We start from the raw sequence: 3,884 nt of genomic DNA, 5'->3' as shown, positions 1-3,884 counted from the left end.
GCGTCGGGCGGCGAGGCGTCGGCGCCGGATGGGCGGGCGCAGACGGCGGCGGAGTTCTACGATGCGGTCCTGCTGCCGGCCCTGACGCTGGCGGAGCGGGACCGGCACGGGGGCACGCTCGACGAGTTGCACGGCCGGTTCGTGCGAACGGAGATCCGCGACCTGATCGACGAACTCGCCTTCCGGGCCGCGAGCGAAGCGACGGCCGGCGAGGGCCTGCCGGGGACGGGCGGCGGCGCACGCGCCCCGCTCGATCGCGCCGAACGAACGCGGGCGCCGAAGGTGTTGATCGTCCCCGCCCGCGACGAAGCGGACGAGATCGGCGGCGAGGCTCTCGCACAATTGCTCGCGGCCCGCGGGTGGGACGTCGAGGCGCTGTCCGAGGACACGCTGGTGAGCGAAGTGGCGGAAAGGGCCGCAGCGACGTCGCACGTGGTCGTCGTGGCGGCGCTGCCGCCGGGCGCCGGTACGCACGCCCGGTCCTGGACCCGGCGGCTGCGGCTGGCAGCGCCCGCCGTGCCGATCGTGGTGGGTCTTTGGGGCGGCAAGTCGACGGCTCGCCTCCGCGACCGACTCGCCGAAGCCGGCACCGACCGCGTCGGCGCGACCCTGGCGGAGACGCTCTCCCAAGTGCGATCCGTCGCCTCGCACGCCTCCCGGAACGCTCCCCGGGAATCGCCGGTCCGAACGGCCTGACGGCGTCGCGGTCGCGATCCGCGCCGACGCGGACGAACCGCTCGGGGCCTGAAGCCGGTCCGCGCGACTTCGGCGGCGCTTTTTGCTCGTCACGCCTCAGACGTCGCCTGCCCGGCGGCGGCCGTCGCGTCGCGGGTCGGAAAGTCCGGGCGCCCGCGGGAGGCGAGGGGGGAGCGGGGTTCGAGCGATTGCATCCGATTTCTTTCGTCGCTACGGTCCCGCCGGTCGGCTCGCGGTCGTCGTTCGCGGTACCTCCACCTCTCAGGTTCCCGAGGCGTCGGCGGGCGAATGATTCAAGACGTCACATACTTCACCCGCATCCTCGCCATCAACGGCGACGTGTTGACGGTGCGGGCCGACGGGGTCGGGCTGAATGACCTCGCCCTGGTGGAGAACGGGGAGGACGAACCGTCGCTGGCCCAGGTGGTCAAGATCGCCGACGACGAGGTCTCCCTGCAGGTGTTCGCCGGCGGCAAGGGGCTGTCCACCGGCGCCCGCGTGCGGTTCACGGGGCGGGGGTCGGAGGTGACTTTCTCGGACAATATCCTCGGCCGGGTGTTCGACGGGGCCGGTCGGCCGATCGACGGCGGGCCGTCGCTGCGGGGGGATCGCCGCGTCGAGATCGGCGGGCCGTCGGTCAACCCGGTCAAGCGGGTCGTCCCCAGCCGGATGATCGAGACCGGCATCCCGATGATCGACGTCTTCAACTGCCTGGTCGAAAGCCAGAAGATCCCGATCTTCTCGGTCGCCGGCGAGCTGTATAACCCGCTGCTCGCCCGGATCGGGATTCAGGCGGACGCCGAAATCGTCGTGTTCGGCGGCATGGGGCTGGTCTTCGACGATTACCACTTCTTCCGCACGACCTTCGAGGACGAGGGCGTGTTCTCGCGGACGGTGATGTTCGTCAATCAGGCGTCCGACCCGATCGTGGAGCGGATGCTGGTCCCGGATATGGCGCTGAAGGTCGCGGAGCGGTTCGCCGTCGAGCAGAACAAACGCGTCCTCGTCCTGCTGACGGATATGACCGCCTACGCGGACGCCCTCAAGGAGGTCGGCACGTCGATGGAGCGGGTCCCGGCCACCCGCGGCTATATGGGCGATCTGTATAGCCAGCTCGCCGTCCGCTACGAACGGGCCTGCGACTACGACGGCGCCGGCTCCGTGACGGCGTTGACCGTGACGACGATGCCGGGCGACGACGTCACCCACCCCGTGCCGGACAACACCGGCTATATCACCGAGGGGCAGTTCTATCTGCACGACGGCGTGCTCGACCCGTTCGGCTCGCTGTCCCGCCTCAAGCAGCAGGTCGTCGGCAAGACGACCCGCGAGGACCACGGCCAGCTGATGAACACGATGATCCGCCTGTACTCCGGGGCGAAGGACGCCCAGCAGAAGCAGGCGATGGCCTTCGAACTCTCCGAGCGGGATCACAAGCTTTTGAAGTTCGGCGAGCTGTTTAAAGAGCGGTTCATGGACGTCGGCGTCTCCGTGCCGTTCGCCGAGGCGCTCGATCTGTGCTGGACGACGCTCGCCGAGTGCTTCGAGCCGGACGAGTTGTTGATGAAGCAGGAACTCGTCGACAAATATTATCCGGCGACGGACGGGGCCGCCGCGGGCCCGGCGGCGGACGAATCGGCGGCCGACGAATTGACGACGGACGAGTCGGTCGCCGGCGGCGCGGCGACCGAACGCGAACCGCGCGGGGGGGCGGCGTGAAGGTCGCCCTGAACAAAAACGCGCTCAAGCAGCAGCGGGACAAGCTCGCGCTGTACCGCCGCTATCTGCCGTCGCTGGAACTGAAGCGCCAGCAACTGCTGGCGGCGTGGCGGACGGCCCAGCGGGATCTCGCCGAGGCGGACGCGGAGATCGCGGCCCTCGACGCGCATTCCGAACCCCTGCTCTCGCTGCTGGGCGGATCGACGATCCCGACGCGGGACCTCGCCCGACTCGTCCGGGTGCGGGAGGTGTCGCTGGGCGAGGAGAACGTCGTCGGCGTCCGCGTGCCGACGGTGGAGGCGGTCGAGTTCGAGCGGGTCGCCTACTCCACGCTCGCCCTGCCGTTCTGGGTCGACGCCGTCGTGGAGAACCTCGAAGCCCTGGCCCGCCTGCGGGTGCGGCGTCAGGTAGCCGCGGCCCGCGAACGCGCCTTGGAGGCCGCGTCGCGGAAGATCGCCCAGCGGGTCAATCTGTTCGAGAAGGTGCTGATCCCGACCGCCGCGGAGAACATCGGCCGCATCCGCATCGCCCTGTCCGATCAGGACCGGGCGGCCGTGGTGCGGTCCAAGCTGGCCAAGCGGAAGCGGGCGGCGTCGACCCGCGGAGACCGGACGGCGTCGGCCCGCGGGGCGGGGAGCTGAGGGGCCGCGTCCCCGTTCGCCATGGCCATCGTTCCCCTCGATAAGCTGACCGTCTTCGGTCCCGCCTCGCAGAAGTCCGAGACGATTCTCGGTCTGCAGGAATTGGGCTGTCTGCATCTGGTGCCCCTGGGCGCGGCGCCGGCCGCGACTTCCGGCGCGGCGGCGGGACGGACGGCGCCGCCGGTCAGTCAGGAGACCCGCGAGGCCCTCCGCTACCTCGACGCCTGCCCGATTCACCGGCCGCCCTCGCCCGGCGGCGGATCCCCCCGGGACGGGACGTTCGACCGGGAGGCGGTCACGGCCGCGGCGCTGGCGACGAAGCACGCCCAGGAGGCGTTGTCCGACGAGCGGGACGACTTGCAGGAAAAGATCGCCGCCCTGCAGCCGTGGGGCGACTTCGAACGTCCGCCGGAGGGCGCCCTCGGGGCGAACCGGCTGTGGTTCTATCTCGTTCCGATCAAGCGGACGGACGAACTGCCGGGCGCCGGGGCGTGGGGGGACGGGGTCTGGGAGATCGTCCGGCGGGACCGGCAGTTCGCCTACGTCGTCGCGGTCGCCCCGTCGTCCGGGGAACCGGGGGCGGCGGACCGGGCGCCGGAGGCGATCCCGTTTCGCAACGTGGACTTGGACCCCCGCTCGCTGTCGCAACTGCGGGACCGGCTGGCGATCGTCGAACGGGAGCTGGACGAGACGCACTGGCGGCGGGTGTCGCAGACGCGCTGGTCCGATCCGCTGCGGCTGGAACTGGACCGGGCCGACGACGACGTCGCCCGGGCGGCGGCCGCGGCGGCGGCGTGGGCCGACGACGACGTGTTCGCGTTGCGGGGC

The 3,884-nt window shown here is 71.1% G+C and carries 2 protein-coding genes and 2 pseudogenes; all 4 read left to right on the top strand.

Annotated features, from left to right (window positions below; genetic code table 11):
* Positions 1 to 696, top strand: a pseudogene (locus LzC2_RS20610) (hypothetical protein); the annotation flags it as partial.
* Between the two features lie 288 nt (positions 697 to 984).
* Positions 985 to 2,415: a V-type ATP synthase subunit B gene (locus LzC2_RS20605; RefSeq protein ID WP_171189910.1), complete on the top strand. Its 1,431-nt coding sequence runs from the start codon at positions 985 to 987 to the stop codon at positions 2,413 to 2,415.
* Positions 2,412 to 3,056, top strand: coding sequence for a V-type ATP synthase subunit D (locus LzC2_RS20600; protein WP_171189909.1), 645 nt, complete (start codon positions 2,412 to 2,414; stop codon positions 3,054 to 3,056). Before LzC2_RS20605 ends, LzC2_RS20600 begins: the two co-directional genes overlap by 4 nt.
* A 21-nt stretch (positions 3,057 to 3,077) precedes the next feature.
* Positions 3,078 to 3,884 (top strand): annotated as a pseudogene (locus LzC2_RS20595) (hypothetical protein); the annotation flags it as partial.

Source organism: Alienimonas chondri (assembly GCF_013036045.1).
Taxonomy (GTDB): domain Bacteria; phylum Planctomycetota; class Planctomycetia; order Planctomycetales; family Planctomycetaceae; genus Alienimonas; species Alienimonas chondri.
The sequence above is the reverse complement of the archived record's forward strand: the minus strand, read 5'-3'. Positions and strand labels throughout refer to the sequence as shown.

Excerpts from the sequence above, each read along its gene's own strand:
- LzC2_RS20605 (WP_171189910.1), top strand. The coding sequence starts at position 985 with ATGATTCAAGACGTCACATACTTCACCCGCATCCTCGCCATCAACGGC.